Source organism: Cellulosimicrobium sp. E-16, assembly GCF_049913115.1.
GTDB lineage: Bacteria > Actinomycetota > Actinomycetes > Actinomycetales > Cellulomonadaceae > Cellulosimicrobium.
Window position 1 is genome coordinate 905,529 of the sequence record NZ_CP183974.1, and the last position, 12,330, is coordinate 917,858.

At 75.2% G+C, this 12,330-nt stretch carries 12 protein-coding genes and 1 tRNA gene; 5 read left to right on the forward strand and 8 right to left on the reverse strand.

What is annotated here, in order from left to right; all coding sequences use genetic code 11:
- Nucleotides 1-14 precede the first annotated feature (14 nt).
- From ACN9MS_RS04030 to ACN9MS_RS04045, 4 genes are all read left to right on the forward strand, one after another.
- Nucleotides 15-608, forward strand: coding sequence for a hypothetical protein (locus tag ACN9MS_RS04030; protein WP_426310829.1), 594 nt, complete (start codon nt 15-17; stop codon nt 606-608).
- Nucleotides 609-698: 90 nt separating this feature from the next.
- Nucleotides 699-2,246 (forward strand): alpha/beta hydrolase, encoded by a 1,548-nt coding sequence (locus ACN9MS_RS04035; protein WP_426310830.1) that lies wholly within the window; start codon nt 699-701, stop codon nt 2,244-2,246.
- A gap of 112 nt (nt 2,247-2,358) precedes the next feature.
- Nucleotides 2,359-2,431: transfer RNA gene (locus tag ACN9MS_RS04040), tRNA-Thr, on the forward strand.
- 345 nt (nt 2,432-2,776) lie between these two features.
- Nucleotides 2,777-2,983 (forward strand): hypothetical protein, encoded by a 207-nt coding sequence (locus ACN9MS_RS04045; RefSeq protein ID WP_426310831.1) that lies wholly within the window; start codon nt 2,777-2,779, stop codon nt 2,981-2,983.
- A 4-nt stretch (nt 2,984-2,987) separates the two neighbouring features.
- Here the strand turns inward: ACN9MS_RS04045 and ACN9MS_RS04050 are convergent, their stop codons facing one another.
- Nucleotides 2,988-3,740, reverse strand: a complete 753-nt coding sequence (locus tag ACN9MS_RS04050; protein ID WP_426310832.1) for a hypothetical protein — start codon at nt 3,738-3,740, stop codon at nt 2,988-2,990.
- Between the two features lie 210 nt (nt 3,741-3,950).
- Between ACN9MS_RS04050 and ACN9MS_RS04055 the strand changes: the two genes are divergently transcribed.
- Nucleotides 3,951-4,493 (forward strand): rRNA adenine N(6)-methyltransferase family protein, encoded by a 543-nt coding sequence (locus ACN9MS_RS04055; protein ID WP_426310833.1) that lies wholly within the window; start codon nt 3,951-3,953, stop codon nt 4,491-4,493.
- A 7-nt stretch (nt 4,494-4,500) separates the two neighbouring features.
- Here ACN9MS_RS04055 and ACN9MS_RS04060 read toward each other — a convergent pair whose 3' ends face one another.
- From ACN9MS_RS04060 to ACN9MS_RS04090, 7 genes are all read right to left on the reverse strand, one after another.
- Nucleotides 4,501-5,109, reverse strand: a complete 609-nt coding sequence (locus tag ACN9MS_RS04060) for an alpha/beta family hydrolase (protein WP_426310834.1) — start codon at nt 5,107-5,109, stop codon at nt 4,501-4,503.
- A gap of 97 nt (nt 5,110-5,206) precedes the next feature.
- The gene (locus ACN9MS_RS04065) at nt 5,207-5,806 is read right to left on the reverse strand and encodes a DUF305 domain-containing protein (protein ID WP_426310835.1); all 600 of its coding nucleotides are present in this window, start codon (nt 5,804-5,806) and stop codon (nt 5,207-5,209) included.
- A gap of 66 nt (nt 5,807-5,872) precedes the next feature.
- Nucleotides 5,873-6,418, reverse strand: a complete 546-nt coding sequence (locus ACN9MS_RS04070) for a hypothetical protein (protein WP_426310836.1) — start codon at nt 6,416-6,418, stop codon at nt 5,873-5,875.
- Entirely contained in the window at nt 6,415-8,697 is a 2,283-nt protein-coding gene (locus tag ACN9MS_RS04075; RefSeq protein ID WP_426310837.1) for a heavy metal translocating P-type ATPase, read from the reverse strand. Before ACN9MS_RS04075 ends, ACN9MS_RS04070 begins: the two co-directional genes overlap by 4 nt.
- Before the next feature lie 222 nt (nt 8,698-8,919).
- Complete coding sequence (locus ACN9MS_RS04080; protein WP_426310838.1) at nt 8,920-9,825, reverse strand: sugar phosphate isomerase/epimerase family protein; 906 nt, start codon at nt 9,823-9,825, stop codon at nt 8,920-8,922.
- Nucleotides 9,822-11,033 carry a dihydrodipicolinate synthase family protein gene (locus ACN9MS_RS04085; protein ID WP_426311820.1) on the reverse strand — a complete coding sequence of 404 codons (1,212 nt, stop codon included), beginning with the start codon at nt 11,031-11,033 and terminating at the stop codon, nt 9,822-9,824. Before ACN9MS_RS04085 ends, ACN9MS_RS04080 begins: the two co-directional genes overlap by 4 nt.
- A gap of 71 nt (nt 11,034-11,104) precedes the next feature.
- Nucleotides 11,105-12,271 carry a Gfo/Idh/MocA family protein gene (locus ACN9MS_RS04090; protein ID WP_426310839.1) on the reverse strand — a complete coding sequence of 389 codons (1,167 nt, stop codon included), beginning with the start codon at nt 12,269-12,271 and terminating at the stop codon, nt 11,105-11,107.
- Nucleotides 12,272-12,330 lie beyond the last annotated feature (59 nt).

Below are 12,330 nucleotides of genomic sequence, written 5' to 3' on the forward strand. Positions count from 1 at the left end.
ACCGAGGAGTCCTCATGGTTCCCGTCCGCCGCCCCGTCTCCCGGTCGGCTCGTACCGCGTCCGCGCTCTCGCTCGTCCTCGCGGTCGGTCTCCTGGGGGCGTGCGCCTCCGGCACCGACGGCGGCGGGGACGACCCGTCCGCGTCCGAGGAGTCCACCGAGCCCGGCGAGGACGCGTCCGAGGAGCCGTCGGACGACGCGTCCGAGGAGGAGGGCCTGCCCGACGCCGGGACGATGGACGTCGTCGCGGGCGCGCACGGCACGGGCCTGCCGCCCGGCGTCGACGCGCCGACCGAGGGCGGGACCGGCGCCGCGTGGAGCGCGGGGCCGGGGCTGCTGTTCGTCGTGACGTACGGGTCGAGCACGTGCCCGGTGCTCGCGGAGGACGAGGCCGCGGTCCAGGGCGGCGACGTCGTCGTGACGTTCGTCGAGATCGCCCCGGACACGCCGTGCACGATGGACTACGTGCCCGCGACCTCCGTGGTCGGGGTGCCCGACGACGTGGACGCGAGCGGCGAGGTGAGCGTCGTCCTGGGCGACCGCGGGACCGTCGTCGTGCCGCCCGCGGCGGACGGCACGACCGGCGAGTCCGCCTGGGTCGAGGAGTAGCCCGCACCTGCGGTGAAGAGCGAGTGAAAGGACGGTCCCGCCCCGGCGGGACCGTCCTGCGTGCACCCACGGAGCGGCTACCGTGTGCGGGTGACGACGCCCCTCTCCCGCGCTGCTCGACGTCCCCTGGCGGCCGCCGCGACCCTCGTGCTGGCCCTCGTCCTGGGTGCGTGCTCGGCGCCGCCCAAGCAGCAGACGCCCGTGGACGACGTCGCCACCTCCGCGTCCGGCACGGGCGAGTCCGGGCCCGAGGGCTTCGAGGAGTTCTACGGGCAGAGCCTCGCGTGGGAGGACTGCGGCGCGGGCTGGGAGTGCGCGACGGCGCGTGCCCCGCTCTCGTGGCAGGACCCGACGGCGGGCGAGATCGAGCTCGCGGTGAAGCGGCAGCCCGCGACGGGGGAGCGCATCGGCTCGCTCCTCACCAACCCGGGCGGGCCCGGCGCCTCGGGGATCGACTTCATCACGAGCCTCGCCCCGACGGTCGGCGAGCGCGTCACCGCGGCCTACGACCTCGTCGGGTTCGACCCGCGCGGCGTCGGGCAGTCCTCGCCCGTCGTGTGCCTCGACGACGCGGCGAAGGACGAGTCCCTGTCCCGCGACTTCGACACGGACGAGGCAGGGCTCGAGGCGCTCGCGGAGGACCGCCGCGCCTGGGCCGACGCGTGCGCCGAGAACACGGGCGACCTGCTCGGCCAGGTCGACACGCAGAGCGCCGCGCGCGACATGGACATGCTGCGGGCTGTCCTCGGCGACGAGAAGCTCGCCTACCTCGGGTACTCCTACGGGACGCAGCTCGGCGCCACGTACGCGGGGCTGTTCCCGGACAAGGTCGGGCGGCTCGTGCTCGACGGCGCGATCGACACGACCCTCGACCCGGACACGATCTCCGAGCAGCAGGCCGTCGGCTTCGAGAACGCCCTGCGCGCTTACGTCGAGGACTGCCAGGCCGGGGGCGAGTGCCCCCTGCGCGGTGACGCCGACGCGGGGATGCGGCAGATCCGCTCGCTCCTCGACGCCGCGAAGTCGAACCCGCTGCCGACCGACTCCGAGCGTCGCGTGACGCAGACGCTCGGCTTCTACGGTGTCGCCGTCACGCTCTACAACGACCAGAGCTGGCCGGTGCTCACGCAGGCGCTCACGGAGGCGTTCGAGGAGGGCACCGGCAACCTGCTGCTCTACCTGGCCGACTTCTACAACGACCGCAACCCCGACGGGACGTACGCGACCAACTCGTCGGAGGCGTTCCGCGCCGTGAACTGCCTCGACGGCCGCCAGGACGACGACCCCGACGCGATGCAGGCCCAGCTCGAGCGGCTCGAGGAGGCCGCGCCGACCATGGGGTTCTTCTTCGCGTTCGGCGGCCTCACGTGCGACGGCTGGGCGTACCCCGTGGTGGAGCAGGAGTTCGACCTGCACGCCGAGGGCGCCGCGCCGATCGTCGTCATCGGCACGACCAACGACCCCGCGACCCCGTACGTCTGGGCCGAGGGCCTCGCGGACACGCTCGACTCGGGTGTCCTGCTCACCTGGGAGGGTGAGGGGCACACGGCCTACGGCCGCTCCAACGCGTGCCTGGGCGACGCCGTCGACGACTATCTGGTGGACGGGACGGTGCCCGAGGACGGGCTGCGCTGCTGACCCGGGGAGCGTCCGACGGCGGCCCACGAGGCCGCTTTGGAATCTGACCCGGTCGTTGGGTACAGTAGGCGCTCGTTGCCAGCGGTTCGCGGAGCGGACCGGGAGGTAGCACGCCGCCTTAGCTCAGTCGGCAGAGCGATTCACTCGTAATGAATAGGTCAAGGGTTCGATTCCCTTAGGCGGCTCCGACACCGAAGCCCTGACCAGCGGAAACGCTGGTCAGGGCTTCGTCGTTCCCAGGAGGTGGTGCGTCGTCCGGCTCGCCGTGCCGGGTGACCCTCCCGTCGCTGTTCGTCGCCGCGCGTCCTGCGGCAGCACCGCACCTCTGAAGGACACCCGGCCGGCACGGGTCGCGTCGGCCGGGCGCCGTCAGGCAGGAAACGAGCCCGGATTGTTGCCGCCCGGTGGCGAGCCCGCGCAACCGCCAGGGCTCCGCCGACTGTTCGTCTGCTGGACGGACTCTCGTCACCGGCCGGACGCGTTCCCGGGCTTGGCTCGTGCCGATGCCACCCGACGAGACGAGGCCCACGATGGTCGAGAGCCCGGCGACCCTCCGCGAGACCGACACGCCGACCCCGCGTGCCGCCCGTCCGCTGAACGCGCGCGCCGCACGCTTCCCGCGCCCCGCCGTCGCGGCGCACGACCCGGCGGACCCGGACTACACGGCGGGGGACGTCGACGAGCTGGTGCGGTGGCAGCGCCGCGCGGCCAGGAGCTCCGCTCCGCGCACGCGCTGAGCGCTCAGCCGACGCGGCGCAGCAGCAGGATCGCGCCACCCGCTGCCGCGGCGACGAGACCGCCGACGCCGACCACGGCGAGCGTCGGGAACGCCTCGTCTGCGGGCGGGGGAGGCGCCATGCGCTCCGCGGCGGACGTCAGCGGCGTGCGCGACGGCTCCGGACGGGGCGTCGTGGGCGTCTCCGTGGGAGTGGGCTCGACGGGGGCCTCCGTTGTCGGCTCCTCCGTCGGCTCCTCGGTGACCTCCGGCTCAGGCGCGTCCGCCGTCTCCGCCGGTCCCTCGACGACCGGTGCCGGCGCTTCGACCGCCGGTGCCTCGACGGGCGCCTCCGTCGCGGGAGCGGGGGGCGGCGTCGTCGGCGGGGGCGTGGCGGCGGCCGTGCAGACGGCGGCGTCGCCGTTCCACCCGGCGAACTGCCGGTCGATGCCCGTCACGAGGACCCAGCTGACGCAGTACCCGTCGCCGTACGGCCCGCGCTGCGGGACGTCGAGCTCCAGGACGCCGTCGGCCGCGTCCTCCCGGGAGTACCGGTCGCCGAGGTTGCGCGCGTGCGACCCGTCGGGCGCCGTGACGATGTAGCCGAGCCACCCCGAGGAGTCGCGCAGCCGGCTCGCGTCGAACGACACGGAGTCGACGGTGACGGCGAGCCCGCCGCCGCCGTCACGGTCGTCCGCGACCGCCGGGGACGCGGTGAGCGCCGCCGTGACGACCCCCAGGGTCGTGAGGGCGAGCAGTCGGCCAGCGGCGCGCATCATCACCTCCGGGTCGGCTCGGGCGTGCTCCGCGGCACATCGTACGCAGTCCTGGCCCGCCGTCGGAACGTCGCCGGTGAGCCGACGGAGAGGCGACGGAGAGCCGACGGAGAGCCGACGGAGAGACCTGTCACGAGCCCGGACAAATCGCTCGACGACGACGCTCGCGCCGTCCTAGCGTGGCCGCCATGTTCTTCATGACGATGGTGCGTCGTGGCCGGGTCGGCCTCTCGACGCGAGTGGGGATGGCACCCGCTCACCGCTGAGCACGCGGCGCGCGTGGTCGACGACGCGGGCGTGCGTCCCGGTCAGCTCGTCCTCGATCTCGGGGCGGGCGAGGGGGCGCTCACGCGGCACCTCGTCGCCGCGGGCGCGCGGGTCCTCGCCGTCGAGCTGCACCCCCGGCGGGCCCGCGCCCTGCGCGAGCGCTTCGCCGCCGCGGACGTGACGGTCCTCGAGGTCGACCTCGCCGACCTGCGCCTGCCGCGTCGCCCCTTCCGCGTCGTCGCGAACCCGCCGTTCGGGCTGACGTCGCCCCTGCTCGCCCGCGTGCTCGCGCGGGGATCCGCGCTCGTGGCGGCGGACGTCGTCATGCAGCGGCAGGCTGCGCAGCGCATCGCCGCGGGCGAGGGCACGGCGGGGCGCGCCGCGCGGGGCTGGTCGGTCGAGGTCGGGCGGCCCGTGCCGCGCTCGGCGTTCCGGCCGCCGCCGCGTGTCGATGCGGCTGTGCTCCGCGTCCGGCGAGGGCGGCGCTGAGGCGCGCCTACGGGTTCGGTCGGCCGAGCGTCCCGAGCCACGCGACGAGCGCGTCGCAGACCGCGGTGTCCTGGCCCTTGAGGTCGTGCGCGCCCGGGAGCTCGACGCGCGTGACCGGGCCGGGGATCGCGGCGGTGTGCTCGGTGAGCTCGTCGGGCGTCGCGAACGGGTCGGTACGCCCCGACACGAGGAGCACGGGTACGCGGAGGTCGGGGAAGTGCTCGGTGCGCAGGCGCTCGGGCTTGCCCGGCGGGTGCAGCGGATAGCTGACGAGCGCGAGCCCGGCCGCGGGCAGGCCCTCGGCGACGGCCATCGAGCACATGCGTCCGCCGTACGAGCGGCCGCCGAGCACGAGGCGGTCCGTCGTCGTGCCGAGCTCGGCGGCGAACGCCTCGGCCTCGGCGCGCACGTGCGCGATCGCGACGGGCGGACGGTCGGGCATCCGCCTGCCCGCGGTCCGGTACGGGAAGTCGACGCGGCGCACGGGGACGGGCGGGTCGAGCGCGGCGAGCGCGTCGTCGATCGCGACGAGCGCGCGGTGGTCGCGGCTCGCGCCGGCGCCCGGCGTGAGCAGGACGCCGGCGACGGGCCGGTCGGCGGGGGTCGGCGTGGTCACCCGCCCAGTCTCGCAGCGAGCACGACGTTCCTCGCGGTCGAGCACGACGTGGGTGCCGCGAAGGCGCTCAGAGCGACACCCACGTCGTGCTCGGCGGTCAGAGCTCGGCGAGCAGCGAGCGCATCGTGTCGATCTCCTCCTGCTGCGTCGCGACGATCTCCTCCGCGAGGGCGCGCACCTCGGGGTCCTCGCCCTCGGCGAGCACGTCCTGCGCCATCGCGACGGCGCCCTCGTGGTGCTCGACCATGCCCTCGAGGAACAGGCGCTGCGCCTCCTCGGCGGGCGCGGCCTCGAGCGCGGCGAGCGCCTCGTCGTCGAGCATGCCGTCCATGTGGCCGCCGTGGTCGCCGCCGGACGGGTCGGCGCCCCAGCGGTCGAGCATCGCGGTCATCTGCTCGACCTCGGGGGCCTGGGCCGCCTCGATCTGCTCCGCGAGCGCGACGACGCGCTCGTCGACGCCGTCCTTCGCGAGCACGATCGCGGACATCTCCACGGCCTGCTCGTGGTGCGGGATCATCATCTGGGCGAACATCACGTCGGCGTCGGACGCCGTCGTGACGCCCGCGGACGTCTCGCTCGACGAGCCTGCCGCGGGGTGCTTCTCGTGGTCGCCCGTGCCGGCGTCGGAGCAGCCGGCGACGACGAGCGTCGTGCCGAGCGCGAGCGCGGCGAGGGTCGTGCGTGCGGTGCGTGTCATGGTCGATCTCCGTTCGTGGGGTGCAGCGGGCGCACGACGGCGCCCGGGGACGGGGCCGGCGTCGGCCTACGTCCTGCTGATCCCCAGCGCGTGGAGGTCGGGTCGTCGGTTCCGGACCGGGATCCGGAGGTCCTCGGAGGCGCGCGCCGCTGTCCCCGGCGGGTGCCAGGGTGCCCGACGGCGCAGCGCCGCCCGCGCGGCCAGCGTCACCAGCGCGACGAGCACCATGAGGCACAGCGGTCCCGCGCCGCTGTCGTGCGCGTCCGCTCCGGCCGACAGGACGGGACCCGGCCCGGCCTCGGCCGTGCCGTGGCCCCGGCCGAGCCCGGTGCCGGCGTACGCGGGGTCGCCGTGCGCGGAAAGTGTGCCGCCCGCGGACGACGGCCGACCTTCGAGGAGGGTGACCGGACCGCCGTGCCCGGAGCCGGCGTCGGGCAGCACGACGACGTGGTGCGTGCTGCTGCCGGCGAGGACGTGCATCCACAGCACGGCGGCCGCCAGCATCCCCACGAGCGCGACCGCCGACCACGACCCGGCGCGCCCGTGAGCACGAGGGTGCTGTCGTTCTCGCGCGGAGAACGACAGCAGCCTCGTGGTCGACGTGGCGGTCACCGGGAGGCGAGCCGCGCCGGGTCGAGGTCGATGCGGCGCAGGAGCTGCGCGTTGAGCGCCACGATGACCGTCGAGGCGGACATGAGGATCGCGCCCACCGCCATCGGCATGACGAACCCGACCGGGGCGAGCACGCCCGCCGCGAGCGGCACTGCCGCGATGTTGTAGCCCGCGGCCCACCACAGGTTCTGCTGCATCTTGCGGTACGACGCGTGCGACAGCTCGATGATCGACAGCACGGCGCGCGGGTCAGAGCTCGCGAGGATCACCCCGGCCGACGCGATGGCGACGTCCGTGCCGGCGCCGATCGCGATGCCCACGTCCGCCTGCGCGAGGGCAGGGGCGTCGTTGACGCCGTCGCCGACCATCGCGACGACGCGGCCGTCGTGCTGGAGCTCGGCGACCTTCGCGTCCTTGTCCTCGGGGCGCACGCCGGCGAACACCTGGTCGATGCCCAGCTCGCGGCCGACCGCGCGGGCGACGGGCTCGGCGTCGCCCGTGATCATGACGACCCTGATGCCGCGGCGGTGCAGCGCGTCGACGGCCTCGCGCGACTCGGGGCGGATCGCGTCCGCGAGGGCGAACGCGCCCACGACCTCGCCCGTCGCTTGGTCGTGCCCCGCCTCGGGCGCGACCACCACGTGCAGGACGGTCGCGCCGTCGTGCGCCCAGGCCTCGGCGTCGGGCAGGGGGTCGAGCCCTCGCTCGCGCAGGAGCGCAGGCCCGCCGACCGCCACGCGCTGCGCGCCGTGCGGCGTGGGCACGGTCGCCTCGACCCCGACCGCGGTGAGCGACCGGAAGTCGGTCGCCTGGGAGACCTGGACGTCCCGCTCGGCTGCGCGGTCGACGATCGCGCGAGCGAGCGGGTGCTGGCTGTCGGCCTCGGCCGCGGCGGCGAGCGCGAGGAGCTCGTCCTCGGTGGTGCCGCCCGCGGTGGCGAGGTGCGCGACGACCGGCTCGCCCGCGGTGAGCGTCCCGGTCTTGTCGAACAGGACGGTGTCCACCGTGCGCATGCGCTCGAGCGCGAGGCGGTCCTTCACCAGGACGCCGGCCTTCGCGGCCCGCTCGGTCGAGAGCGAGACGACGAGCGGGATCGCGAGGCCCAGGGCGTGGGGGCACGCGATGACGAGCACGGTGATCGCGCGGATCAGCGCCTGCTCGGGCGTGCCGAAGACGAGCCACAGCCCGATCGTCAGGGCGGCCGCACCGAGCGCGTACCAGAACAGCCAGCCGGCGGCGCGGTCGGCGAGGCGCTGCGTCTTGGTCGAGGATGCCTGGGCGTCGGCGACGAGGCGCTGGATGCCCGCGAGCGCGGTGTCCTCGCCGACGGCCGTGATCCGTACGCGCAGCGCGTCGTCCGTCGCGACGGTCCCGGCGACGACGGCGTCCCCGACCGTGCGGCGCACGGGGCGCGACTCGCCGGTGATCATCGACTCGTCGACGTCCGCGGACCCGGCCGTCACCTCGCCGTCCGCGGGCACGCGCCCGCCCGGCCGGACGACGACCAGGTCGCCCACGCCCAGGTCGGTCGGCGCGACCGTGGTCACCGACCCGTCGTCCGCCACGCGCTCCGCCTCGTCCGGGAGGAGCGCGGCGAGCGAGTCGAGCGCCGACGCCGTCTGAGCGAGCGAGCGCATCTCGAGCCAGTGGCCGAGCAGCATGATGACGACGAGGAGCGCGAGCTCCCACCACACGTCGAGCTCGTGCGCGAGCAGCCCGAGGCTCGACCCGAGCGAGGACACGAACGCGACGGTGATCGCGAGCGAGATGAGCGTCATCATCCCGGGCTTGCGCCCGCGGAGCTCGCTCACCGCCCCCGTGAGGAACGGGCGTCCGCCCCAGAAGAAGATGACCGTCCCGAGCACGGGGGAGACCCAGGGCAGCCACGCTGCGTCGGGCAGGTCGTAGCCGAGGAGCATCGCGAACATCGGGCTCAGCGCGACGGTCGGCACCGCGAGCACGAGCATGACCCAGAACAGACGTCGGAACTGCCCGACGTGGTCGCCGTGCCCGCCGTGGCCGGACATGTCGTGCCCGGCGTGGCCGGACGCGTCGTGACCCGGGTGGCCGGACATGTCGTGCCCGGCGTGCGCGTCCGGGCTCGCGTGGCCGTGGCCGGCGTGCGTGGTGTGGCCTGCGTGGTCGTGGCCCTCGTGCCCCGGGGCCGGGCCGGTCACGGTGGGCGCGTGCCCGTCGTGGTGCGCGGGCGACCCGTGGTGCGTGTCGCCGGTGCTCGGACCGGGCTCGTGCCCGTGGTCATGCTCCGTACGGTGGTCCACCGTTTCTCCTCCCAGATACCCCTAGGGGGTATGTTCCGCTCACGATCATGCACCGCCGTGTCCGATTCGTCAACCCCTCGAGGCCGTCGGGGCGCAGGTGCGCGACAGCCCGTACGCCGCTCGGCGGGAGGGGGCCGAGCGGCGCACGGGCTGCTGGGGAGACCGGGTCGTCGTCCGGTCGTGCGGGGGGTTCCGGCGCGGCGGGCGGCGACCGGTCCGAGGTCAGGCCGAGGTCAGGTAGGGCAGGACGTGGCGGGCGTAGCGGTCGGCCACGGTCGCGACGACGGTGCGCGGGTCGTCGTCCCAGATCTCCTGGTGGAAGATCTCGGTCTCGACGTCGCCCGCGTACCCGGCCTCGGCGACCCACCGGGTGATGGTCGCGAAGTCGACGTACCCGTCGCCCACGTAACCGCGCGAGAGGAGGGGGTCGGCGGCGAGCGGGAGGATCCAGTCGCACACCTGGTAGCCGGCGATCCGTCCCTCGGCGCCCGCGCGCGCGACGCCCGACCGCAGGTCGGGGTCCCACCACACGTGGTACGTGTCCACGACCACGCCGACGACCGCCGGGTCGAACGACGCGGCGAGGTCGAGCGCCTGGCCGAGCGTGGAGAGCACCGCGCGGTCGGCCGCGAAGATCGGGTGCAGCGCCTCGAGCACGAGCCGCACGCCGTGGTCCGCGGCGAACGGCGCGAGGTCGGCGAGCCGGTCGGCCACGCGCCCGCGCGCGGCGACGACGTCGCGGTCGGCCGGTGCGGCGTCGGCCCGCGGCCCCTGACCGGGCGTGCCGTTGGCCGGCAGGCCACCCACGACGAGCACGAGCTCGCGCGTCCCGACCGTGGCCGCCTCCTCGATCGCGCGCCGGTTGTCGTCGAGCGCCGCGGCGACGTCGTCCGCGCCGGTCGCGGTGAGGAACCCGCCCCGGCACAGCGACGACACGCGCAGCCCGGCATCGGCGACGACCTTCACGGCCCGCGCGGCGCCGATCTCCTGGACGCGGTCGCGCCACAGCCCGACGGCCCCGTAGCCCGCCTCCGCGGCGAGCGCGACCGCCTCCTCGAGCGTCGCGCGCTTGACCGTCGCGGTGTTGAGCGAGCACCGCGAGAGGTCGGGCGCGGCAGCGGCGGTCACGACGCCGCCCCGTTCGCCTCGAGGAAGGTGCGCGTGCGACGCGCGGCGAGGTCCGGGTCGAGCAGGAGCCCGGCGCGGTCGGCGAGGCGGACGAGCGCGACGAGGTGCGCGACCGAGCGCCCGGACTGGAGCCCGCCGACCATCTGGAACGCGGGCTGGGTGCCGTTGAGCCACGACAGGAACGCGATCCCCGTCTTGTAGTAGTACGTCGGCGCGGCGAACACGTGGCGCCCCAGCGCCTCGGTCGACGCGAGGATCGCGTGCGCGCGGTCGGGGTGCCCGGCGTCGAGCGCGCCGAGCGCCGTCGACGCGGCGGGGTAGATCGCCGCGAAGATGCCGAGCAGCGCGTCCGAGTGCGCGCGGCCGTCACCGACCACGAGCTCCGGGTAGTTGAAGTCGTCGCCCGTGTAGAGGCGCACGGCGCCCCCTGCGGCGGGGTCGAGCGCGGCGAGGCGGGCCCGCAGGTCCTTCTCGTGCGCGGCGTCGAGCAGCGACACCTTGACGCCGTCGACGCGGCCCTGGTGGGCACGGACCAGGTCGACGAACACGTCGGTGGCCGCGGCGACGTCGTCGCCCGTGCCCCAGTACCCGGCGAGCGCGGGGTCGAACATCGTGCCGAGCCAGTGCAGGATCACGGGCGCCTCGGCCTCGGCGAGCACGGCGTCGTAGACGCGCGCGTACTCCTCGGGGGAGCGGGCGACGCGGGCGAGCGCGCGCGACGCCATGACGATCACCTGGGCGCCCGCGGCCTGGACCACGTGCACCTGCTCGCGGTAGGCGTCGGTGACGGCGGCGAGCGCGGCGGGGTCGCCCGGCTCCCAGCCCGCGACGACGGCGGGGTCGAGCTGGTCCGTGCCCGCGCCGCACGCGACGCGACCGCCGACGGTCCGCGCCTCGGCCGCCGAGCGTCGCACGAGCTCCTGGGTCGCGGCCCAGTCGAGGCCCATGCCGCGCTGCGCGGTGTCCATCGCGTCGGCGACGCCGAGCCCGTGCTCCCAGAGCCGGTGCCGGTAGGCGAGCGTCGTGTCCCAGTCGACGACGGCGGGCGCGCCGGGCACGTTCTCCGCACCCACCTGCGGCACGACGTGCGCGGCCGCGAAGGCGACGCGCGAGCGGAACGGCGCGGCCGGCGTCGTCCACGGGCCGGGGACGAGCAGCTCGCGCACCTCGGTCCCGGCGACGCGGCCGTCGTCGGCGAAGCGGGGCAGGCGCACGACGGCGCCGCTGCCGTCCCGGTCGCGCAGCTCGCGCGCGCCGGGAGCCTCGGTCGTCGGCGCGGTCACAGCACGATCTCCGGCACGTCGAGGCGGCGGCCCTCGGCGGACGAGCGGAGCCCGAGCTCGGCGAGCTGCACGCCGCGCGCCGCGGAGAGCAGGTCGTAGCGGTGCGGGCGGCCGGCGGCGACGTCGCGGAGGAACTCCTCCCACTGGGCCTTGAAGCCGTTGTCGAGGTCGGCGTTCGCGGGGACCTCGAGCCACTGGTCGCGGAACGGCTCCGTGACGGGGAGGTCGGGGTTCCACACGGGCTTGGGGGTGTGGGCGCGCTGCTGCGCGACGCACCGGCGCAGCCCGGCGACCGCGGAGCCGTGCGTGCCGTCGACCTGGAACTCGACGAGCTCGTCGCGGTGGACGCGCACGGCCCAGGACGAGTTGATCTGCGCGACGACCGGGTCGCCCCCCGGCGTCTCGACCCCGAAGATCCCGTACGCGGCGTCGTCGGCGGTCGCGGCGTACTCCGCGCCCTGCTCGTCCCAGCGCGTGGGGATGTGGGTCGTGGTCTGCGCGGTGACGGTCTTGACGGACCCGAGGATGCCCTCGAGCACGTAGTTCCAGTGGCAGAACATGTCGGTCGTCATGCCGCCGCCGTCCTCGGCGCGGTAGTTCCACGAGGGGCGCTGGGCGGCCTGGTGGTCGCCCTCGAACACCCAGTAGCCGAACTCGCCGCGCAGGGACAGGATGCGGCCGAAGAAGCCCTCGTCGACGAGCCGGCGGAGCTTGACGAGGCCGGGCAGGTAGAGCTTGTCGTGCACGACGCCGGCGGTCACCCCGGTCTCCTCGCGCAGCCGTGCGAGGTCGATCGCCTCGGCGAGCGTCTCGGCCGTCGGCTTCTCGGTGTACACGTGCTTGCCGGCCTGCATCGCCTTGGTGAGCGTCTTGGCGCGCAGCGCGGTCATCGAGGCGTCGAAGACGACGTCGGTCGCCGGGTCGACGATCACGCCGTCGAGGTCGGTGGTCCAGTGCTCGACGTCGTGCTGCGCGGCGAGCTCGCGGAGCTTGGTCTCGTTGCGCCCGACGAGCACCGGCTCGACCTGGAGGCGCGTGCCGTCGGGGAGGTCGACGCCGCCCTGCTCGCGGATCGGCAGGATCGAGCGGACGAGGTGCTGGCGGTACCCCATGCGGCCGGTCACGCCGTTCATCGCGATCCGCAGGGTTCGGGTGGTGGTCATCGATCGGCTCCGTCGTCGGTCGGGCGCCCGGCGGGCCGCCGAGCGCGGAATGCGCTTTC

Coding starts and splice junctions, on each gene's coding strand:
- ACN9MS_RS04030 (WP_426310829.1), top strand. CDS start 15: ATGGTTCCCGTCCGCCGCCCCGTCTCCCGGTCGGCTCGTACCGCGTCC.
- ACN9MS_RS04045 (WP_426310831.1), top strand. CDS start 2,777: ATGGTCGAGAGCCCGGCGACCCTCCGCGAGACCGACACGCCGACCCCG.
- ACN9MS_RS04050 (WP_426310832.1), bottom strand. CDS start 3,740: ATGATGCGCGCCGCTGGCCGACTGCTCGCCCTCACGACCCTGGGGGTC.
- ACN9MS_RS04065 (WP_426310835.1), bottom strand. CDS start 5,806: ATGACACGCACCGCACGCACGACCCTCGCCGCGCTCGCGCTCGGCACG.
- ACN9MS_RS04090 (WP_426310839.1), bottom strand. CDS start 12,271: ATGACCACCACCCGAACCCTGCGGATCGCGATGAACGGCGTGACCGGC.